A 20,504-nucleotide genomic window follows, 5' to 3' on the forward strand; every position below is an offset into this window, starting at 1 on the left:
ATCACCAACGAAGTGGACGGGGTCAACCGCGTGGTGCTCGACGTGACGAGCAAGCCGCCGGGCACCATCGAGTGGGAGTAGCCACAACGGGCAGCCGCTGCCAACCCGCCGCACAGCGCGGGAACACTGCACAGCAAAATTCGCCAAGGCAGTGTTGCGGTCGCCCGTTTGGCGTTTAAAGTCCGATACCTTGATTGACATGCCGTTGTGGTCGAGGCAAGTAGCCGAGAGTGAAGTAAAGGGGGCAGCCGTGTCGCTGGCCAGCGTAGCTGAGGCTGCTGAAGACGTTGTGGCATCTTGGCTGGAGAACCTGGGCGACGTGGCCGGGTCCGACACCTTGCTGCGGTTCGCTCCGACGTCGTCGAACAGCATTGACCTGACGCATGCCCACCCTTCCGGCCTGGCCCAGTTGCTGGCCGGGCGCCGCACCCGCCTCTCCACCTTGTTGCGCGATCCGAACCAATACGCTGCCGCCATGCGTACCGCCCGTAGCCTGCGCGCCAAGATCTTGGAGCTGGGTTCCGAACGCGGCATCGACGTCGGATATCTTGCCGCGGGCACTGCTTCCTGGCGAATTCCGGAGGTCGGCCGGTCGGAGTCGCTGAATGCCCCGGTGATGCTGACGCCGGTGGCACTGACCGTGCGCCCCAGCCAGGACGACTTCGAGCTGCAGCTGGCCGACCGCGCCCGGCTAAACCCGGCCCTCGTCCGCCATCTGTCCGCCGAGCAGGGCGTCGGCATCGATGCCGAGGCGACCGCCCGGCTGGCCTACGGCACTGCCCGCCTCGATCCGCATCCGGTGCTGGAGCGGCTGCGCATCCTCACCGCTGACGTGCGGAACATGACCATCGAACACCATTTTCTGGTGTCCACCTTCGCCGATCTGGAGGCCGTTACCGATCCGGTCCTGATCGACGCGGGACACCCGGTGATCCAGGCCCTGGCCGAAGCGGGCGCCGGTTCCGGGGACGCACGCCCCGCCGCTCACGGCCTGGGCACGGTGCCAGTGCCGGAGGTGGATCTGCCGCCGATCGATGAACGCGATCCTCAGGACGAGTTCCTGCTGCTGGACGCCGACGCCGCGCAGCAGCAGGTGCTGGATCTGGTCCAGGCCGGGCACTCGCTGGTGGTTTCGACGCCGCCGGGCACCGGCCAGACCCAGACCGCGCTCAACGCCGCGGCGGCGCTCGCTTACGAGGGCAAGAGTGTGCTGGTGGTGGCGGAGCGCCGTGGCACGCTGAACGAATTCGCGCAGCTGCTGGAAACCGTGGACCTGGGATCGCTGGCGCTGCAGCTCGGCGCAGACCTCACTCCGGACCAGCTGCGCCAGACGCTGATCCGCGCCATCAGCCGCAGCGAAAAGGCGCAGGAGCCGCAGCTGCGGAAGCTGCACGCCACGCTCGCCGATCACCGGCACAAGCTGCTGGACCACGTTAAATCCCTGCACAATGTCCGGAGCCGCTGGCGTTGCTCGCCCTATCAGGCGATGCAGTCGCTGGCCAAGCTCACCTCGCTCGATCCGGCGCCGGCCACCACGGTCCGGTTGAAGCGATCGGTGCTGGACAGCATTACCGACCGGGCCGAACTGGCGGCCCGGCTGGTCCGCGCTGCCGAACTGGGCAGCTTCAGCAAATCGGCTACCACCAGTCCGTGGTTTGGCGCCAAGCTGCTCAACCGCAAGGAAACGGAGGACGCCCACCAGTTGGCCTCCGATCTGGCCAAGGATATTCCGGAGCTGCGGACGCGCATGAGCAAGGTGGCCGAGCATTCGCAGATCGCCCTGGCCGGGACGTTCCGCGAGTGGGGCGAGCAGTTGCAGCTGCTGGTGGAAGTCCGCGGCAGCCTGGACAAGTTCACCCCGGACATCTTCGACCGGCCGGTCACCGACCTGATCTCGGCGACCGCGCCGAGCTCTTGGCGGCGGGACCGCGGGATCGAAATGAGCTCGATGACGCGCTCCCGGCTGCGCAAGGTGGCCAAGGAATACATCCGCCCCGGCGTGCACATCTCCGACCTGCATGAATCCCTGTTCGAAGTGCAGCAGCAGCGGACCAAGTGGGCCGACTACGCCACCTCACAGCGCCACCCAGCGGTTCCGTCCGGTCTGGCCGACCTGAACAGCTTTTATCGGGATGTGGCACAGCGGCTGCAGAAACTGGCCGCCCTGCTGGCACCGGTGCCCGAGGACCGTGCGCTGGTGGCGATGCCCGACGGCGAACTCCAGGAACAGCTGGACGCGCTGGCCGCGGACAAGGAAACACTGATCAACCTGCCCGAACGGACGCTGCTGCTCGAGCAGATGCGCGAGCACGGACTGGGCGAACTGCTGGACGACCTGGCCGAGCGCCAAGTCAGTGCCGAGCAGGTGAGTGCGGAACTGGACCTCGCCTGGTGGCAGTCGGCGCTGGAAGCGATGATCAGCGGCGATGACTACCTGGCCATGTCGGACGGCGACAACCTGCGCAAGCTCGAGGCCGTCTACCGGCTTGCGGACAACGCGCACATCGCGTCCGGACCCGCCCGGCTGCGCTGGGAACTGGCCCAGAACTGGCGGCGTTCGCTCAAGAGCAAGCCCAAGGCCGCCCACCGGTTGCGCGACCTGCTCAAGGCCGGCGAACCTACCCTGGCCGCGCTGGGGCAGCAATCAGAATCGCTGGTCTCGGCGCTGCTGCCCATCTGGACTGCCTCCCCGCTGGTGCTGCCGCTGCTGCTGCCGGAGGGCAAGCACTTCGACGCCGTGATCATCCTCGACGCCGAGGCCACCAGCCTGCCGTCGGCCTTGGCCGCGGTCTCCCGGGCGCACCAGGTGGTGGCGTTCGGCGACGGCGAGCTCGGCCGTGCAGCGCCCTTCGAAGTCAATGTGGACCGCCGGAACGATCCGGTCACCGGCGAGGCCCCGAAGCCTCTGGCCAGCTGCTTCCACGCCCTCTCCGAGGTGCTGCCGGTGGTGCGGCTGACCACCGCGTACCGTGCGGTGGACCTGGACCTGACCCGCTCGTTGAGCGACAAGTTCTACGGGGGATCGCTGTCCCGGCTGCCCGGTGCCAGCTCCATCCACGGTGGCGGCCTGGAAGTGGAATACCTGCCGGACGGCACCGGCATGCCCGGCGCCGGACATGAAGGCGTGGAGAGCGTTCCGGCCGAACTGAACCGCGTGGTGGACCTGGTTTTCGAGCACATCAGCCTGCGGCCGTCGCGGTCGCTGGCCGTGGTGACGGCCAGCGCCCGGCATGCCGCCCGGGTGGCGGAGGCCATCCGGCTGCAGATGCCGAACTACCCGTCGGCCACGAGTTTCTTCCAGCGCCGGCAAGAGCCCTTCCGGGTGGTTCCAGTGGAACGCGCCTCCGGACTGGTCCGCGACGATGTGATCTTCTCGCTGGGCTTCGGCCGGACGCCGCATGGACGCGCGGTGCACGACTTCGGGCCGCTGTCGGCGGCGGGCGGACGTGCGCTCTTCGCGACCGCGGTGACCCGTTCCAGGCACTCGCTGCACGTGCTCAGCTGCTTCCGTCCGGAGGATCTGGACCCGGATCGGCTGCGGCATGGAGCGGTTGATTTCCACGAACTGCTGGACCGCCACCTTGGCGACGGCCGCTTCCGAGCTTCCGAACTCTCGCCGGGGATCGACGACCCGCTGGTCGCCGACCTGGTGGAGCGCCTCCGCACCCGTGGCGCACGCGTTTGGGACCACTATTACGGACTCATCGACATCGTGGCCAGCTCGAGCGCGGTAGAGTATTCGCCGGATGTTGAACCGACGCTTCCGGTGGCCTTGGAATCGGACGGGACCCCGGAATACCGGGAGCTGACCGTCCGGGAACGCAGCCGGCTGCGCCCGCAGCAGCTGGAACGGCTTGGCTGGCGGCCGCTGACCTTGTGGACCATCGAGGTGTTCACTGATCCGGAGAAATGCGCGGACCTGATCGGAGGCTACTTGGGACTGCAGAAGCCGGAAGAACCGGCAGAGAAGGACGGCCGCTCGGGCGCTCCGGGAAAGCCGGAGCCGGCAGCGGAGCAAACCGCGCAGGCACCGGTTGAGCCCGGAACGGCTGCCACGGCTGAGGCACCGGAAGCCGACCAGGACGGGTTGCGGCCGCGCCGGGCCAAGCGCAGCCAGTCCCCGACGCTGCCAACGAAGGCAACCGAGGACGACCCGCACGCCTGGGGCGACCGGGACGAGGACCGGGACGCCTGGCTGCGGGAGCAGCGCCCTCCGCACTGGAGCTGAGCCGGGAAACCGGCGAGTGAGAGGCTGACAGCCGAACTGGGCTATCAGCCCCACCGCTGGTTGTCAGCCGACCAGCACCAGGAAGATATTGCCCCGGCTGGAGGCGCCGGCCAGGGCGGTGGCGTCGGACGGCGCTGCGGCCACCACCACCAGCCCGTCGGGTTCCTGTGAGCCGAGCAGCGTAGGCGAGGCGCCGCCGTCGTCGGCTTTCCACAGCACCGGAACGGCGCGCGCCAAGACCCTTGATCCCGCCGGCTCGTCGAACCCGTTGCCGCTGCTGAGGACAATGTCCACCAGTTGGCCGGGGGAGACCAGCTGCACGGTGGAGGGGTCAGCGGGACGAACCGGCACGGCCACCGTCCCCTGCGGCGCACCCGCCAATAGCCCCGGCCCGACGATTGAAGTGTCGAAGACCGGAGAACCTGCTCGCAGGGCCGTGGCCAGCCGCTGGCCGACCAACGGCAAGGTGCTGTCGGGAGTTCCGTCCGGGACGGCGCCCGCCGGCAATTCGGCCAGCGCGATGTCCCCAGCGGACAAAACGGTGCCGGCAGGCAGATCCGCCGCAGCGACCACCACGGCATCAGTGGGCGCCGGCGCGGGGGTGAACTGATGGACCACCAGTGCGGCGGCAGCACAGAGCAGCAGGGCGGCAAGCAGCCGGTAGTGCCGGCGGAGCAGCCGCCGAGGCATCAAGGCGAGGCGGACGATGCGGTTGGTAGCTGCGGCAGGGGGCATGCAGCCCACGTTAAGACGCGCGACCGGTGCGGCGGCAGCGGGCGGCAGGGCGCTGTGGATACAGCGCTGCCACCGTTGAGGTGTGTAGGAAAAGCGGCGGGTCGTCAGCCGCCGGCAGCTGCCTAGCTTGCGGCTGCGGCGGGTGCCGGAGTTGCGGCCGGCTTGGCCGGTTCGGCGGCGGCTGCCGGCTTGGCGGCTTCCGTTCCGCCGTTGGAACCGGAGGATGCCGCGGGAACGGAGCTGGCCTTGGCGGCGTCGCGTGAGTCCGTGCGGTAGAAGCCCGAGCCCTTGAAGACGACGCCCACGCTGTTGAACTTCTTGCGCAGGTTTCCGCCGCATTCGGGGCAGACGGTCAGCGAATCGTCGCTAAAGGCCTGCTGGATATCGAAGGCGTGGGTGCAGTCTTTGCAGGCGTAGGCGTACGTGGGCACTGTGGTTCCTCCTGAAAACTCGGCCTGGAGCAGAACAGTGCCTGATACGTTCGTTGGCACTCAGATGCTCCGAGTGCCAATTCTACACCGTGTTCTACACCGTCCGGCTACTGAACCACGTCCAGCCGTCGGGAGTGACCACGCCGTCCAACGGGGCATCGAGGGCGGTGAACTCGAAGGTTCCGGCGGGCACCACTTCGTCGGAGTAGAAAAGTCCCACGATCTTGGTGCGGTCGGCGCCGTCGGGCAGCGAGGCCAGGAACCGGTCATAGTAGCCGCCGCCTTGGCCCATCCGGTTGCCATCGGAGTCGACGGCCAGGCCGGGAATCAGCACCAACGGCAGGCCGGCCATGATCTCTGGTCCGAAGCGCTCTCCGACGGGCTCGTCCACCCAGGCCCGGGGGCTGCGTGCCAACTCCACGCCGGTGAACCAGCGGGCCCAGCTGAGCCGGTAGTCCGGTTCGCAGATGGGGACTACTACTTCGTAGCCCGCGTCCTCCAGGGCCGGGAGCAGTGCCCGGGTCGAGGGTTCGGAACCGACGGAGATGTACGCCGGAACGGTGGTCCCGGCCGGGATCTTCAGCTGCTGCAGTCCGTCCAGCACCTGCTGCGCGAGAGCGGCTCCCGCCCGGCGCCGCTCCTCGGCGGGACGCTCGCTGCGGCGCGCCCGGAAGAAGGCACGGGCCGTCTCCTTGTCCAATCGGGTCTGCTTCTCCATGGCCGCCATCGTAATTCCTTTCCCTGCAAATCGGCTTGCTGCCCAGCTTCGTTCGGTACTCTGAAGTCATGACGTCTCATCGTGCGGTACGCAAAGCAGTCATTCCGGCCGCAGGCCTGGGAACCCGTTTCCTGCCCGCAACAAAGGCTATGCCCAAGGAGATGCTTCCTGTAGTGGACAAGCCGGCCATCCAGTACGTGGTCGAAGAAGCCGTCCGCGCGAACCTGAGCGACATCATGGTGATCACCGGACGTAACAAGCGGCCGCTGGAGGACCACTTTGACCGGGTGCCCAACATCGAGCAGATCCTGGAGGAGAAGGGCGACTTCGAAAAGCTCGCCGCCGTTCGGGCTGCCTCGGAACTGGCGGACATCCACTACCTGCGCCAAGGGGACCCCCTAGGGCTCGGCCACGCAGTGCTGCGTGCGCGCCAGCACGTGGGCCACGAGCCGTTCGCCGTGCTGCTCGGAGACGACCTGATCGACGAACGCGACGACCTGCTGGCGCAGATGATCGAGGTCCAGCAGCAGACCGGCGGTTCCGTGGTCGCCCTGATGGAAGTGGATCCGGCACAGATCAGTGCCTATGGCTGCGCCGACATCACCCCGGAGGGCGACGGCAGCTACGTGCGGATCAACGAGCTGGTGGAGAAGCCCGCGCCGGACGAAGCGCCGTCCAATTTGGCCGTCATCGGCCGCTATGTACTGCACCCGGCTGTCTTCGACGTGCTCGAGGAGACCAAGCCGGGCCGCGGTGGTGAAATTCAGTTGACCGATGCCCTCGAAGTGCTGGCCGGCCGGGAAGGCAAGGGCGGCGGCGTCTATGGTGTGGTCTTTTCCGGACGCCGTTACGACACCGGCGACAAGCTCAGCTATCTCAAGGCAGTGGTGACCATAGCCTCCGAGCGGGAGGATATCGGCACCGAACTGCGGGGCTGGCTGAAAGAGTTCGTCGACGGTTCGTGCGACTGACAGCTCGACCGTAAAGACCTTCACATGGTTTATGGCGCGGCGATCTGGCCGGCGACACTTGAGTGCGGGGATTTGTCGCTGCGCCCCATCCGCTACCGGGACCGGCACGAGTGGATGGCGGTACGGCGCCGCAACGCACGTTGGCTGGAGCCGTGGGAGGCCTCGAATCCGGCCCCGGGCGGTTATCTGCCGGCCTTCTCCGAGATGGTCCGCTCGCTCAAGCACCAGGCGCGCATGGCGATGGCCCTGCCCTGGGTCATCACGGAGCGGCAGCAGGGCAAGCCCAAGCCGGCTTTGATCGGGCAGCTCACGGTTTCCGGCATCACCTGGGGGTCCGCGATGTCCGCGACCTTGGGTTACTGGGTGGATGAGGCCTGCGCCGGGCGGGGGATAGCGCCGACGGCGGTGGCGATGGCTACCGACCATTGTTTCCAGACGCTGGGGCTGCATCGGATGGAGATCAATATCAGGCCGGAGAACCGGGCCAGTCTCCGCGTGGTGGAGAAGCTCGGTTTCCGGGACGAGGGTCTGCGTCCGCGGTACCTGCACATCAACGGCGCGTGGGCAGATCACCGCAGCTTCGCGCTGACAGCCGAGGAAGTTCCCGAGGGCCTGCTGGCCCGCTGGTTGGAGCACGGGGACGTGGGGTTGACACCATAAAGGAGGGCCGGGCGGAATCGTTATCCGACACACCGGGAAGAATGCCACGTCCGGCATGCTTGAGCTTCTACGGTTTTGAGAGTGGACATTCAGAGCTCTGTGATCTTGGCGGTCATCGTTGGGCTGTGGTTTGTCTGGGTAGGACCGTACCTGCTCCGCGGAGGATTCAGTCCCGCGATGGCTGAACCGGCGCCGGGGCAGGCAGCAGCACCACTAGTTTCAATACCCGCAACCGCCTCCAGCGGCAACCAGGGGATCATCATGGAATACAACGCACAGCGGGCACCGTCGACGTCGTCGTCCGTGCAGCAGCCCTCCCAGCAGACCGCGGGCCAGCCCGAGTTCCGGATCCGCTATGGGCGGACCGCGCTGGCACTGACCGGAGCCGTGGCCCTTGTGGTTTTCGTCGCTGGCGGTGTACTCGCGCTGGCCGGCGTAGTTTCGGGCCAGGTCCCCGGCTTCGCGCTGCTGGCGACCGTCGCCGTCGTCGTCATTTTGCGCTCCTTGGCAATCCGCGACCGCCGGAACCGCGCGGCGGCGCGCGCGGACCGCGCGGCCCGCACCGCGTCGGCATCCCAGGCCGCCGGCATGAGGACCCCCGCCCGGCCCACCCAGTTGTTTGATGGGGCCGCCGCTGACTCCCAACCGGCGGCGGAATCCGCACCGGCAGCGCCGGCTCCGCTGACGGCCACCGAGCTGCGTGAGCAAGCCTTGAAGGTTGCCGTAGAGGCCGGGGATACCGTTGCCCCGTCCCGGCCGTCCGGGACCCCATGGCAGCCCGTGGACGTACCCAAACCGACGTATGTTGCCGCCGCCAAGGCCAACCGGCCGGCTCCCGCCCCGTTGCCGGCTCCCGAGGTCAAGAAGCCGCAGGTCAAGACGTCCATCAAGCAGAACGTCGCGCAGCGGACTGAAGAAGCCGCGGCGCAGCGGTCGGAGACTGCCGAGCAGCACACCGAGGAGGCCGCTGCGACGGCCGAGGCATCCGGCCAGCCGTCTGCAGCGAACCGGCTGAACCTGGACGACGTGCTGCAGCGCCGCCGGGCCTGACCTCACTCCCCGACGCTGACTGCGGCCTGCCCAGAGGGGCGGGCCGCAGGCTTTTCTGCTCCGCAATACCGAGCAGTGGCCGCGATGGTGTGCAATGGAAGCATGGACGCACCGAATCAGGACGTGATGGCCACCGAGACCGCTGGCATCGACCTGTTGGAAAGCCCGGGGATGCGCGAGCCGCTGGAACTGGCCGTGTCCAGGCTCGGCGGCACCGTCGAGTCCTGGCAGCTGGCGAAATTGCAGCACCGCCCGGGGGCCGGCGCAACAGGCATCTACTCCGTGCGGCTCCGGGTGCCCGACGGAGGCGAACGGACGGAGTACGTCTGCATCACCACGGCCGCGGTGCCCGAGTGCGGCCTGCCGCTGGTCCGTCATGACGGCGAAACGGTCCCGCTGACCGCCTGGCTGTACCCGTCCGACCCGGTGCTGGTCGGGTTGCCGGCGGCGTGCGATCCGGCGGCCGTGGGCCGCAGTGTGTTCGGCGGCGGAGAAGCGGAACTGAGGATGGTCAGCTACCGGCCGCTGCGCCGGGCCGTGCTGGAAGCTGTGCAGGGCGGCCGCAAGGTCTTCCTCAAGGTGGTCCGTCCGGACCGGGCCGCCCAGTTGCTTCGCCGGCACCGTTTGCTCACCGAGGCGGGTTTGCCTGCTCCCGTTGCCACCGCCGGCCCGGCCGACGGCGTGGTGGTGCTGACGGAAGCGGAGGGCACTCCCTTGGCCCGCGCCATCATGAACGACGGCGCCGCGGCGCTGGCGCCGGAAACTCTCCTCGACCTGCTGAAGGCCCTCCCGTCCGGAGTGTTGGAGCTCTCACGGCGTCCGGCCTGGGCGGAGCGCGCAGCCGACTACGCCAGAGCGGCGGCTGCGGTTCTCCCCGACGAACAGGATCGGATTTTTGCCCTGGCCGGCCGGGTGGAAGAGGTGCTGGCCGCCACGGACGCCGGTCCGGTGGTTCCCGCACACGGGGACTTCTATGAAGCCAACCTGCTGGTGGACGGCGGGCGGATCACCGGCCTCATGGACGTGGACTCGCTGGGACCGGGCCACCTGGTGGACGACCTGGCCTGTTTCCTCGGGCACCTGGCCGTGCTGCCGGCGGTTCACTCCGGCTACGTGCATGTGCCGGCAGCCCTGGAGCGTTTCGCGGCCGTCTTCGACACCGTGGTGGATCCAGCGGGGCTGCGCGGCCGGGCCGCCGGCGTCGCGCTGTCGCTGGTAGCCGGCGCCAAAACCGCGGGGGAGGGGGACGGCTGGCAGCAGGATGCCCTGCAGCGGCTGGCCATCGCCGAGCGGCTGGCCGCCGAGGCCACCCGAGACGGCTGGCCGCCACTTTCCGAAAGTGGCCAGCGCCAGTAGCTGGCGTCAGTCGACGCCGTCGGCGGCGGCGTCCGCAGCGCGCCGGGCGATGTCTGCTTCCACCGTCCTGCCCAGGTCATCAAGGGCAGAGGCCAGCCCCAGATAGGCCGCGACCCGGAGCGTGCGGCCGACGTCCGGCTCCTGCAGGACCAGCTTGAACATCGGCACGGCGTCGTCGGCCCGGCCCATCTCCGCCAGAACGTGCGCCGCGAACAGTTCGGAATTGCCGGCCGAGGCCGCGTCATCTGCGGCCGAGTAGAGGTCAGCGGCGTGCAGTGCGGCCGAGATCGCCCCCGTGCCGTCCTCCAGCGCCCACAGCCCCCGAGCCCGTGTATCGCTGTAGTCCGCCTCGTACCAGTGTGCCCCGTACTCGCGGGCCAGTCTGATCGCTTCGTCCAAAGCGGTCAGTCCATCCGGGTCGCCTGCCTCGCACAAGGCATGGCCGAGCGCATGCAGCGCCTGCGGCAGCGCGGCGTCGTCGTCCTCGGCCTTGCGGGCGGCGGCTACCGCCGCTTCAAAGCAGACCAGCGCGTCCTTCTCGCGGTCCTCCCGGGACAGCAGCGTGCCGGTCGCCAGCAGGCCGCGGGCCGCCTCGCCGAACTCGCCGCCGCGGCTGAATTCGGCCACCGCCCGGCGCCAACAATCCAGCGCCTCCGGGGTTCGTCCGGCGTGCCGGTGGGCATGGCCCATGCTCATCAGGGCGCGGGCCACCTGCGGGTGCGGCGCCTTGGTCTGCTCCAGCCGCTGCAGCAGCTTGGACAGCACCTCTCCGGCGAACTCATACTCCTCGGCCTCCAGCAGCTGATTTCCCAGGGCCAAGCGCAGGGTCAGTTCTTCCTGCACTTCACCGCGTTCAGCTTGCGCCACGGCCGCCTGCCAGGCCAGCACGGAATCCTCATAGTCGCCCATCCCTGCACACAGCCGCGCCAGCACCACGGCCGCACTGATGGCGCCCTTGCGCACGCCGGCCGCGGCGTAGAGCTCCAGCGCCGTCAGTGCCTCCTCCAGCCCGGCCGCGCCCCCGCCGCCGGCGGCATTGGCCTTCAGCAGCCACATGCTGGCGGTGGTGGCACGGTTCCCCGGCAAGGCCAGCATCCGGTCGGCTGCTGCCGTTGCTCGTTCCGGCTGGTCGGCCTGCAGGTACGTATTGGCCAGGTACATCAGGGCGCCGGACAAGCTGTCGGTCCGGCCGGCACGTTCGTAACCTGCCACCGCCTCCTCCAGCAGTGCGATCGCCCGCTTCGCCTCGCCCCGCTGGGATCGGACGACGGCGATGGCCAGTTGGACGTCGGAGGTCACCGACGCGGGGGAATGGGCATCCAGCAGGCGGGCCAGTTCGGCCTCGAGCAGCGGGAGATCGTCGTCGCCGGCCTCGCGGAACAGGACGATTCCCAACCGTTCGCCCGCGGCAGCTTCTGCCGCCAGCCCGTTGCGACGGAGCAGGGCAATCCGCGCCTGGAGATACTCAAGGGCTTGTCGATGGTCTCCGGCCAGTTGGTCGAGCGCGATCAGCACCGAGTACAGCCCCAGCCGGACGTCCAGATCGGCATCCGAGGACCGGGCGAGTCCGGCCTCCGCCAGCGCCCGGGCGCTGGCGTGGTTCTCCGCATAGGCGGCCTCATACGCGCGGTCCAAACAGTCCCGGGCGGCCGCAGGGAACCGCTCAGGATCGGGCCCGGCGTTCTCCAAAACGGCGCGCAATCGGTCGGCGATCAAGCCGCGAGGCATGGTAGCCGCGGACTCAGGCACGGCGGCCCCGCTTCCGCAGCACTGTGCCGTGGACCCTCGTTGCCGCATTGCCCATGGTCTTAGTTCTAGCCGCCAACGAAGGTCGGCGCAATGCCCTTCCGGGTGCCCGGGTGAGGGACGGCGGCGATAGGCATCCATGCGCCGCCGCGCGGGTACAAACAAATCGTTGCAAAGAAACACTTGCAAAGAACTCTTTGCAACGTTAATGTTGTGCCTATGGAGCAGCACAAGAAGCAGGAAGCCACCCCGTCCATAGCAGGCGAGCACGGCAGTGACCGCCGGGTGGATGTGGTGTCGTTGAAGGCCCTAGCCCACCCGCTCCGGATTCAGTTGCTCAATATGTTGTCCCAATACGGCCCGCAGACCGCCAGCGGCCTCGCGGAACGCCTGGGGGAGTCCAGCGGTGCCACCAGTTATCACTTGCGGCAACTGGCCAAGCACGACTTCGTCCGCGAGGTCGAAGGCCGCGGAACTGCCCGCGAACGCTGGTGGCGGCGCACTCCAGGCAGCCTGACGATCAGCGCCGGTGAACTGGCCGGCAGCCCGGCGACCAGGGAGGCAGCCCGCCTGGTCACGCGGGAATTCGAGCGTAGCCGAGCGGACCTGCTGGCCGATTTCATGGCACACGGGAGCGAACTGGTGCCGGAGGAATGGCTGGATGCGTCGGTGGTCAGCACGATCAACGTCCGGCTGACCCGCGAACAGCTCGCCGATATTGCCGCACTCGCATCTGACTACGTCCGCAAACTGGCCGCGCCCTATCTGGACCAGAATGCGGAGAGCACCGAAGGCGTCCGCCCGGTACAGCTCCACCTCAACGCTTTTCCGATCATCGACGTCCGCTCGGACCGGACGCCCTCACCCACCGAGAGCCGATCATGACCACCATTCCCACCCAGCCGTACCGCCCGCCGTCGTCCGCCAACTTCGACATAGGGCCCTCGGCTTTTGAATTGTTCCTGATCCACTCCGGCCGAGCGTTAATGGTGGCCGGAGAGGACCGTGCCCGGCGGAAGGCCGCCCTGCGCCGGCCGACGCAGGGCCAGGCTGCACCTGCCGTGCTGCTGCTGGCCCACGAAGCCCTTCGGACCGATGTCCAGGCTGCAGCACACAGCGGTATCCACGCCCGGTAGCCCCAGCCCGCCGCCCTACACTAAAGGGATGGAATTCGATACGCGGGTGGCCGCCTACGGCGTCATCGTCGCCGATGGCGCCGTGCTGCTGGCCCGCTGGACCGGCGCCGGCTGGCCCCGGTGGACGCTGCCCGGCGGCGGCCTGGAATACGGAGAAGACGCCGCAACCGGCGCAGTCCGGGAGATCCGGGAGGAGACGGGCTATACAGCCAAGCTCCAGGGACTGCTGGGCGTGGACAGCAAACACATCCCGGCGGCGAAGCGGCTGCACGGGAACCGCCCCCTGCACGCCTTCCGTGTCATCTATGCTGCCAGCGTCATCGGCGGTGAGCTCAAGGACGAGGCCGACGGGTCGACCGACCTGGCGCGGTGGATTCCGCTCGACCAGGTTCCGTCGCTGGACCGCGTCGACCTGGTGGATTTGGGGCTTCGGCTGCTCTTTCCGGACGGTGTGCCGGCGGGCCATTCCGCAACCGACCGCTGAGCGCTATGCTGGTCCGTTTGCCGGGCCGCCGTGGCCGCTGGGACTTTTCGAGGAGGTGGATGTGATGACCGTCATTGCCGCAGATGCCGTTGCCATCTCCAGCCCCGCCTCCCACCGCCGCTCCGGCCGCGGCTAGCAGCCGTAACATCCGGTTCGGAGGCCTCAGTTCCCGAGGTAACCGTTGTGACCGACGCGCCCACACCGCATTCCTTGCTGCACAGCTATGGCTACACCGAACGCATCGCCGCGCTGTTCAGCGACCAATTTCCCGATTCCAGGCTCCGCCCTGCCCGGGTGGCGCGCACCGACCGGGGTCGCGTCCTGCTGGCTGCCGAGAGCGGTCTTCTGCATCTGGCGACCGCGGGACTGCCGCAGCAGCCGGCTACCGGCGACTGGGTGGCGTACGACGCCGGCCGCCCGGCGTCCGCGGGCGGCCCCGCCATCGCCGGGCTGCTGCCGCGGTTCTCCGCGCTGACCCGCAAACAGGCCTACGATCCGCTCTCGGCCGAACAGATCCTGGCCGCCAACATGGACATCATCGGCATCGTGGCGCCCTTCGACCGGCCGCTCTCGGTGAACCGGCTGGAACGGACCCTGGTGGCCGCGTGGGATTCGGGTGCCGTGCCGCTGGTGATCTTGACCAAAGCGGACCTGCGCGGCCGGCATGACGAGGTGGCAGCCCAGATCCTGGAGCAGGCCGCCGGCGCCGAGGTCCTGACAACCAGCGCGGAAACGGGCGACGGGATAGACGCCTTGGCCGGTTATCTGGGCGCCGGCCGGTCCATGGCGTTGCTTGGCCCCTCCGGCGCAGGCAAATCCAGCCTGATCAACGCACTGGCGGGCAGGGAGGTGCAGGACGCCGGAGCGGTCCGCGCCGGCGATGGCAAGGGCCGGCATACCACCACGGCGCGTGAACTCATCCCGTTGCCCAACGGCGCAGTGCTGATGGATACACCCGGCATCCGAGGCTTCGCCCTGTGGGATGCAGAGGACGGGCTGGGGAGAGTGTTCGCCGACATCGACGAGCTGGCTACCGGTTGCCGGTTCAACGACTGCGTCCATGATGCCGAGCCCGGCTGCGCCGTCCAACAGGCGCTCGCCGACGGCAGCCTGGAGCGGCGGCGCTGGGACAGCTACCGGAAGATGGAACGGGAATTGGCCAGCCTGCACCGGCGACAGAACGTGGCAGCGCAGCGCCGGACCGGCCGGCAGTTCGCCAAGCTGGCCAAGGCGGCCGCGCAAGCCAAGGACTACCGCGGCCGGCGGGAACCACGTGCAGGCGGGCCGTAGAGGTGATTAGACTCAGAGCCAGCACTTCTGCGGGCCCGCCGGCCGCAGGATCTCCCACGGAAGGTTCAGCATGACCGAGCCCCTACAGCCGACTGCCCTTCCGGCTGACCAGTCGGCCGCCGTCGCCACGGCTGGGCAGCGGCCGATGGTGGAATTCCGGGAAGTCACGAAGTCCTATGCCGGACAACCCGCCGTCCATGACCTGACACTGGACATTGAACGCGGCGCGATCACCGTCTTCGTGGGTCCGTCGGGCTGTGGCAAAACCACCTCGCTCCGGATGATTAACCGGATGGTAGAGCCAACCACGGGTGCGGTGATGGTGGACGGCCAGGATGTCTCCGCCCAACCCGCAGCGGCCCTGCGCCGGTCCATGGGCTACGTCATGCAGTCTTCCGGGCTGCTTCCGCACCGCACGGTGCTGGACAACATTGCCACCGTGCCGCGGCTCAACGGAGTCCGCCGCGCGGCCGCGCGGAAGCGCGCCGAAGAGCTGCTCGCCGTCGTCGGGCTGGCGTCGGAACTGGGCAACCGCTACCCGGCCCAACTCTCGGGCGGCCAGCAGCAGCGTGTGGGGGTGGCCCGGGCGCTCGCGGCCGATCCGCCGATCCTGCTGATGGATGAGCCCTTCAGCGCGGTGGATCCGGTGGTCCGCGCCGAGCTGCAGCAGGAATTGCTGCGGCTGCAACAACACCTGGCCAAAACCATCGTCTTCGTCACCCACGATATCGATGAGGCAACCATCCTCGGCGACAAGCTGGCCGTCTTCGCCACCGGCGGGCGGCTGGCGCAGTTCGGCACGCCGGAGGAAGTCCTGCGGGCACCGGTGGACGAATTTGTCGCCGGCTTCGTCGGCCGGGACCGAGGCTTCCGCTCGTTGTCGTTCAACAGCGCGGCCGGCCTGACGCTGATGCCGGCCACCACCACCAGCGCAGACCGCGTGGCGGAAGCGCCGGCGGAGGGCTGGCTGCTGTTGACCAACGACGGCGGTGGACCGGCGGGCTGGCTGCCTCCCGGTCAGCGGGACCCGGCGAAGGCACTGATCGGGGGATCGCTGTTCACGCTCGGCTCCAGCCTCCGGCAGGCGCTGGACGCGGCGCTGTCCTCGCCCTCCGGGGCGGGGGTCGCCGTCGACACCGATGGTCGCGTGGTCGGCCTGATCGATCCCTCCGCCGTGCTGCAGCGGCTCCAGGCGGACGGCAGCTGATGGAGTGGTTCCTGGCCAACCTGCCCTACGTGCTGGAGCTGAGCTGGCTCCACTTGTTCCAGTCCGTGCTTCCGCTGGCGCTCGGGCTGGTGGCGTCGCTGCCGCTGGGCTACCTGGCCTGGCGGATCCACGCCGTCCGCGGCCTGATCCTGTCCCTTTCCTCGGTGCTGTACACCATCCCCTCGCTGGCCCTGTTCGTGATCCTGCCCGTGATCCTGGGCACGGGCATCTTGGAGATGTCCAACCTGATCGTGGCGCTGACCGTGTATACCGTTGCACTGCTGGTCCGTGCGGTGGTTGATGCGCTGGAGTCGGTGGACGACGGCATCCGGCAAGCCGCCGCGGCCATGGGCTACCGGCCCGTCCGCCGCTTCTTCCAGGTGGATCTGCCGCTGTGCATTCCGGTGCTGATAGCAGGACTGCGGGTGGTGTCGGTGAGCAACATATCGGTGGCCAGCGTGGGTGCGCTGATCGGCGTCCCGAACCTCGGTTTCCTGTTCACCGACGGGCTGCTGCGCAACTTCATGACCGAGATCGTGGTCGGAATTCTCATGACCCTGGTGCTGGCTGCGCTGATGGATCTGGTCCTGGTGGCGCTGGAGCGGGTGCTCACGCCGTGGCTGCGCCGGCGCAGAGGTGCGGGCGGAGCCGCCACGCTCACCGGGGCCGGGCCCGGCAGCGAGCCGGAAGCCGGCGGCGGCGCGGCGGCAGCGGACCGGATCGGCCCGGGACAACGGCCGGATGCTGCCCAGGCGGCGGTGCGCGGATGAATCTCTTCGAGCAGACCGCGGCGTGGTTCGCCGATCCGGCCAACTGGACCGGCCCGGCAGGTATTCCGGCCAGGCTGGCCGAGCACCTGTTCTACAGTGGCCTGACCCTGGTCATCGCCGCGGCCATTGCCGTGCCGCTGGGACTCTTCGTCGGCCACACCGGAAGGGGGCGCGTCGCCGTCGTCGGGGTGGCCAGCGGGCTGCGGGCGCTGCCCACGCTGGGCCTGCTGACCCTGTTCGTCATCCTGATGGGCTTGGGCCTGATGCCTCCGATCTACGCCCTGGTCATCCTGGCCATCCCGCCGCTGCTGGCGGGCACCTATTCCGGGATTGCCGCCGTCGACCGCCCGCTGGTGGACGCCGCACGCGCGATGGGCATGACCGAATGGCAGGTGCTGTTCCGTGCCGAGGTGCCCAATGCGCTGCCGGTGCTGCTGGGCGGGGTGCGTGCCGCCGTGCTGCAGGTCATCGCCACGGTCTCGGTGGTCGCCTACATTAATCTCGGCGGCCTCGGCCGGTACCTGATCGACGGGCTTGCCGTCCGCGACCCGGTACGGCTGTTTGCCGGCGCGCTGTTGATCGCGGCGCTGGCACTGGTGACGGACGCCGTGTTGGCCGTGGTGCAGAAGGCCGCCGTATCGCCCGGCGTGCGCGGCGTCCCCTCGGGGTCACAAGGCAGGACAAGTAAGGTTGGAGCAGCCAGTGCCGGCAGATGAGGAGACAAGCATGAAAAACCACACCCGGATCAACGCACGTAGCCAAGAACGCGCGAGGGGGCCGTTTGCCAGGCGGAGCGTGCTCGCGGCAGGAACGGCGGCCTTGGCGCTGGTTTTGGCCGCCTGCGGCGGTGGATCCAACCCGCTGCAGGAAGGGACACCGGCATCGGAGGGAAGCGCCGGCGGATCCCTGGTGGTCGGTTCCAGCGGCGGCACGGAAAGCCAGATCATTGCCGAACTCTACGCGGGTGCACTGACCGCAGCCGGCTACGACGTCACCACCAAGCCGGGCATCGGCTCCCGTGAGGTGTACGTGAAGGCGGTCGAGGAAGGGTCTGTGGACGTTATCCCGGACTACAGCGGCAACCTGCTGCTGTTCCTGGACTCCGGCGCGACGGCCGCCTCCGCGAAGGATGTCATGGCGGCACTGCCGGCTGCCATGCCCAAGGGTCTCGGCGTCCTGGAGCCGGCATCGGCGGAGAGCAAGGACGCCATGGTGGTGACCAAGGCAACGGCGGAGAAGCACAAGCTGACCTCGATCGAGGACATGGCCCCGGTCTGCAAGGAGCTGGTGATCGGAGCCAACCCTGAATTCGCCGAGCGTGAATACGGCCTGCCGGGACTGAAGGCGCACTACAACTGCGTACCCAAGTCCTTCGAACCGATCAATGACTACGGTGGGCCCACCACGCTCAACGCGCTGATCACGGACAAGATCCAGGTGGCCGATATCTACACCACCACACCTTCCATCGAGGACAACGACTTGGTGGTGCTTGAAGACCCGAAGAACAACTTCATTGCACAGCAGGTGCTGCCGCTGATCCGCACAGAATCCGTGGACGGCAAGGCATCGAAGGTGCTTAACGAGGTCTCGGCCGCATTGACCACCGAGGACCTGATTGACCTCAACCGGCAGGTCAGCGGGGACGAGAAGCGCAACCCGGCCGACGCGGCCGCCGATTGGCTGGCCAAAAAGGGCTTGGCCGACTAAGGCTTCGCATCGAGTTCACGCACGCGCCGCTCCGGTCCCCGGAGCGGCGCGCGGTGTGTGCGAAGATTTTTGAATGGCCGAGTTCAAGCAGTCCAATAAGCTCCACAACGTTCTCTACGACATCCGCGGGCCGCTGCTCGAGCACGCGCAGCGGATGGAGGCCGAGGGCCAGCGCATCCTCAAACTGAACATCGGCAACCCTGCGCCGTTCGGATTCGAGGCGCCGGATGCCATTCTGGTGGACGTGATCCGCAACCTGCCCACGGCGCAGGGGTACAGCGATTCGCGCGGCATTTTCTCCGCCAGGACCGCCGTGTCGCAGTACTACCAAACGCGCGGCATCCAGGAGATCGGCGTAGACGACGTCTACTTGGGCAACGGCGTCAGCGAGCTGATCACCATGAGCCTGCAGGCGCTGCTGAACAATGGCGACGAGGTGCTCATCCCGGCGCCCGACTATCCCCTCTGGACCGCCTCGGTGTCGCTGGCAGGCGGCCATCCGGTGCATTATCTCTGTGTCGAGGAAGAGGGCTGGCTGCCCGATCTGGAAGACATGGAACGGAAGATCACTCCCAACACCAAGGGAATCGTGATCATCAACCCGAACAACCCCACCGGGGCCGTCTATCCGCGGCACATCCTCGAGGGCATGCTGGAACTGGCGCGCAAGCACAACCTGGTGGTGTTCTCGGATGAAATTTACGAGAAGATCCTGTACGAAGATGCCGAGCATGTGAATACGGCGTTGCTGGCCGACGACGTGCTGGTCCTGACGTTCAGTGGGCTGTCCAAGGCCTACCGGGTCTGCGGTTTCCGCAGCGGCTGGATGGCCATCTCCGGGCCCAAGCATTTGGCCGGTGACTACATCGAAGGCATCAACCTGCTGACGAACATGCGGCTGTGCGCCAATGTCCCGGCTCAGCATGCGATCCAGACCGCGTTGGGCGGACACCAGAGCATCAATGACCTGATCCTGCCCGGCGGCAGGCTGCTGGAGCAGCGCAACAAGGCCTATGAGCTGCTGAACGCCATTCCCGGAGTCAGCACCCAGCAGGCCAAGGGCGCGCTGTACCTGTTCCCGAAGCTGGACCCGGAAGTGTATCCGATCAAGGACGACGAGCAGTTCGCGTTGGACCTGCTCAAGCAGCAGAAGATCCTGATTTCGCACGGCCGGGCGTTTAACTGGACGAAGCCGGATCACTTCCGTTTGGTCACGTTGCCGAATGTGGATGTCTTGACCGAAGCAGTCGGGCGGATCGAGGAATTCCTCACCGGATACCGGCAGTAAATGGCGTACCTGCCGTAGCCGCCGCGCCCGCGCTTGAGTAGGCTTTCCCCACCGCGTGCCAAGCGGGCCGGACGGATGGGAGGACGAGGGTGAGCGAGGCAGTTGTGCCGGTGTTTTCGCGGAGTCCGTCGGAGCTGCTGCGGGTCGGACCGGGTTTTGACCTGTCTGGCGTGGACACCGGCAGCACCCCGGGTTTTGCCGGCGGCAAGGCTGAGGGCAAGGCCTTGCTCAAGTCATCCGACCGCCGCCTCTCCGAACTGCAGGAACGGCTCTTTGCGCAGAGTCGTGGCGGGGCGCGGGATGCTGTCCTGCTGGTGCTGCAAGGCATGGATACCTCCGGCAAAGGCGGGATAGTCCGGCACGTGGTCGGAGCGGCCGACCCGCAGGGAGTGTCCCATCATGCCTTTAAGGCCCCGACGCCGGAAGAACTCGAGCACGATTTTCTCTGGCGGGTGGAGCGGGAGCTGCCCGGGCCGGGCCTGATCGGCGTCTTCGACCGGTCGCATTATGAAGACGTGCTCATCCACCGCGTGCACGGGCTCTCGTCCCAAGAGGTGGTGGAAGACCGGTATGGCCAGATCATCGACTTCGAGTCATCGGTGGCCGGCAGAGGTATCCGGCTGGTCAAAGTCATGCTGCATCTGGGCAAGGTCGAACAAGGCAAGCGGTTGTTTGAGCGGATGGACCGGGCGGACAAATACTGGAAGTACGATCCGGGTGATGT

20 protein-coding genes are annotated in these 20,504 nt (G+C 67.9%); 16 read left to right on the plus strand and 4 right to left on the minus strand.

Annotated elements, in window-relative coordinates; genetic code table 11:
• On the plus strand, positions 1–81 hold an 81-nt coding region (locus AC5RWT_RS23125), incomplete at its 5' end, for a GMP synthase (glutamine-hydrolyzing) (protein ID WP_494082216.1).
• A 118-nt stretch (positions 82–199) separates the two neighbouring features.
• Positions 200–4,228, plus strand: a complete 4,029-nt coding sequence (locus AC5RWT_RS23130; protein WP_494082217.1) for a DUF4011 domain-containing protein — start codon at positions 200–202, stop codon at positions 4,226–4,228.
• A 63-nt stretch (positions 4,229–4,291) separates the two neighbouring features.
• Here the strand turns inward: AC5RWT_RS23130 and cpaB are convergent, their stop codons facing one another.
• The 3 genes from cpaB to AC5RWT_RS23145 all read right to left on the minus strand — a co-directional run bounded on the left by cpaB (position 4,292) and on the right by AC5RWT_RS23145 (position 6,112).
• The gene (gene cpaB / locus AC5RWT_RS23135) at positions 4,292–4,963 is read right to left on the minus strand and encodes a Flp pilus assembly protein CpaB (RefSeq protein WP_494046014.1); all 672 of its coding nucleotides are present in this window, start codon (positions 4,961–4,963) and stop codon (positions 4,292–4,294) included.
• A gap of 122 nt (positions 4,964–5,085) precedes the next feature.
• Positions 5,086–5,394, minus strand: coding sequence for an FmdB family zinc ribbon protein (locus tag AC5RWT_RS23140; protein WP_494046015.1), 309 nt, complete (start codon positions 5,392–5,394; stop codon positions 5,086–5,088).
• Between the two features lie 94 nt (positions 5,395–5,488).
• Complete coding sequence (locus tag AC5RWT_RS23145) at positions 5,489–6,112, minus strand: 5-formyltetrahydrofolate cyclo-ligase (RefSeq protein ID WP_494082207.1); 624 nt, start codon at positions 6,110–6,112, stop codon at positions 5,489–5,491.
• 68 nt (positions 6,113–6,180) lie between these two features.
• On the opposite strand from AC5RWT_RS23145, the gene galU reads away from it, so the two are divergent.
• The 4 genes from galU to AC5RWT_RS23165 all read left to right on the plus strand — a co-directional run bounded on the left by galU (position 6,181) and on the right by AC5RWT_RS23165 (position 10,149).
• Positions 6,181–7,083, plus strand: a complete 903-nt coding sequence (gene galU / locus AC5RWT_RS23150) for a UTP--glucose-1-phosphate uridylyltransferase GalU (RefSeq protein WP_494046017.1) — start codon at positions 6,181–6,183, stop codon at positions 7,081–7,083.
• A gap of 24 nt (positions 7,084–7,107) precedes the next feature.
• On the plus strand, positions 7,108–7,743 hold the full coding sequence (locus tag AC5RWT_RS23155) for a GNAT family N-acetyltransferase (RefSeq protein ID WP_494046018.1): 636 nt from the start codon (positions 7,108–7,110) through the stop codon (positions 7,741–7,743).
• A gap of 81 nt (positions 7,744–7,824) precedes the next feature.
• Complete coding sequence (locus AC5RWT_RS23160) at positions 7,825–8,793, plus strand: hypothetical protein (protein WP_494082208.1); 969 nt, start codon at positions 7,825–7,827, stop codon at positions 8,791–8,793.
• A 102-nt stretch (positions 8,794–8,895) separates the two neighbouring features.
• Entirely contained in the window at positions 8,896–10,149 is a 1,254-nt protein-coding gene (locus AC5RWT_RS23165) for an aminoglycoside phosphotransferase family protein (RefSeq protein WP_494082209.1), read from the plus strand.
• A gap of 6 nt (positions 10,150–10,155) precedes the next feature.
• Here the strand turns inward: AC5RWT_RS23165 and AC5RWT_RS23170 are convergent, their stop codons facing one another.
• Positions 10,156–11,865 (minus strand): tetratricopeptide repeat protein, encoded by a 1,710-nt coding sequence (locus tag AC5RWT_RS23170; RefSeq protein WP_494082210.1) that lies wholly within the window; start codon positions 11,863–11,865, stop codon positions 10,156–10,158.
• Positions 11,866–12,114: 249 nt separating this feature from the next.
• Here AC5RWT_RS23170 and AC5RWT_RS23175 point away from each other — a divergent pair, with 249 nt between their 5' ends.
• The 10 genes from AC5RWT_RS23175 to AC5RWT_RS23220 all read left to right on the plus strand — a co-directional run.
• Positions 12,115–12,780 (plus strand): ArsR/SmtB family transcription factor, encoded by a 666-nt coding sequence (locus AC5RWT_RS23175; protein ID WP_494082211.1) that lies wholly within the window; start codon positions 12,115–12,117, stop codon positions 12,778–12,780.
• The gene (locus AC5RWT_RS23180) at positions 12,777–13,031 is read left to right on the plus strand and encodes a hypothetical protein (protein WP_494082212.1); all 255 of its coding nucleotides are present in this window, start codon (positions 12,777–12,779) and stop codon (positions 13,029–13,031) included. Before AC5RWT_RS23175 ends, AC5RWT_RS23180 begins: the two co-directional genes overlap by 4 nt.
• 28 nt (positions 13,032–13,059) lie before the next feature.
• Positions 13,060–13,515 carry an NUDIX hydrolase gene (locus AC5RWT_RS23185; RefSeq protein ID WP_494046024.1) on the plus strand — a complete coding sequence of 152 codons (456 nt, stop codon included), beginning with the start codon at positions 13,060–13,062 and terminating at the stop codon, positions 13,513–13,515.
• A gap of 183 nt (positions 13,516–13,698) precedes the next feature.
• Positions 13,699–14,805, plus strand: a complete 1,107-nt coding sequence (gene rsgA, locus AC5RWT_RS23190) for a ribosome small subunit-dependent GTPase A (RefSeq protein WP_494046025.1) — start codon at positions 13,699–13,701, stop codon at positions 14,803–14,805.
• Between the two features lie 145 nt (positions 14,806–14,950).
• Positions 14,951–16,012: an ABC transporter ATP-binding protein gene (locus tag AC5RWT_RS23195; RefSeq protein WP_494046059.1), complete on the plus strand. Its 1,062-nt coding sequence runs from the start codon at positions 14,951–14,953 to the stop codon at positions 16,010–16,012.
• Entirely contained in the window at positions 16,012–16,782 is a 771-nt protein-coding gene (locus AC5RWT_RS23200; RefSeq protein WP_494082213.1) for an ABC transporter permease, read from the plus strand. The genes AC5RWT_RS23195 and AC5RWT_RS23200 overlap by 1 nt, the downstream gene beginning before the upstream one ends.
• Positions 16,779–17,498, plus strand: coding sequence for an ABC transporter permease (locus AC5RWT_RS23205; RefSeq protein ID WP_494082214.1), 720 nt, complete (start codon positions 16,779–16,781; stop codon positions 17,496–17,498). Before AC5RWT_RS23200 ends, AC5RWT_RS23205 begins: the two co-directional genes overlap by 4 nt.
• Before the next feature lie 10 nt (positions 17,499–17,508).
• On the plus strand, positions 17,509–18,492 hold the full coding sequence (locus AC5RWT_RS23210; protein ID WP_494046028.1) for an ABC transporter substrate-binding protein: 984 nt from the start codon (positions 17,509–17,511) through the stop codon (positions 18,490–18,492).
• A gap of 73 nt (positions 18,493–18,565) precedes the next feature.
• On the plus strand, positions 18,566–19,780 hold the full coding sequence (locus AC5RWT_RS23215; protein WP_494046029.1) for a pyridoxal phosphate-dependent aminotransferase: 1,215 nt from the start codon (positions 18,566–18,568) through the stop codon (positions 19,778–19,780).
• Between the two features lie 89 nt (positions 19,781–19,869).
• The coding region (locus tag AC5RWT_RS23220; protein ID WP_494082215.1) for a polyphosphate kinase 2 family protein at positions 19,870–20,504 on the plus strand (635 nt) is incomplete at its 3' end.

This window comes from Arthrobacter sp. Dra40, assembly GCF_059091905.1.